The sequence below is a fragment of the Belliella aquatica genome (assembly GCF_014637795.1).
GTDB classification, from domain to species: Bacteria; Bacteroidota; Bacteroidia; order Cytophagales; family Cyclobacteriaceae; genus Belliella; species Belliella aquatica.
Genome location: NZ_BMFD01000064.1, coordinates 1 through 559 on the forward strand (window position 1 = coordinate 1; position 559 = coordinate 559).

1 protein-coding gene is annotated in these 559 nt (G+C 39.0%); it reads left to right on the forward strand.

What is annotated here, in order from left to right; translation table 11 throughout:
* Positions 1-559: transposase (locus IEV57_RS19300; RefSeq protein WP_229744584.1), on the forward strand; the 559-nt coding region annotated here is incomplete at both ends.

Below are 559 nucleotides of genomic sequence, written 5' to 3' on the forward strand. Positions count from 1 at the left end.
GCATTCTTTTCACTGGCTCCAACCCTTCAGTAACTAAAGCGAATCAGTTTGTTTGGTTTGAAAAATGGGTAGTTGGCAGACGTACATTTGAGCAATTAGTAACAGAGACTGGTCTGAGTAAGAGTACCATTCAGCGACTGTTCAAAAGATATTTAAATGAACCTCCAACCCTAAGTGTTTACCCATCTGAGCGAGTAAATCTTCTTATTGACGGCACATATTTTACCAGGGATTTATGCTTGATTTTATATCGGGACAACACCATTAAATTCACTCAACTCTATCGTTTCAGTGACGGAGAACGCTATGAAGAACTCAAAGAAGACCTAGAAAATCTTCTAATTCTTGGAGTTCAAATTGAGTCAATTACTTGCGATGGAAATCGGGCTTTAATCAAAGCAATCCGAAAAGTATGTCCACAAGTCACTCTTCAGAGATGTGTGATTCATGTGCAGCGAATGTGTAGAATATGGCTTTCCAGTAATCCTAAGAGTATTCCCGGGCAGGAACTTCGAAAAATTGTTTCCACACTACATCTGATCCAATCAAAACAAGAACT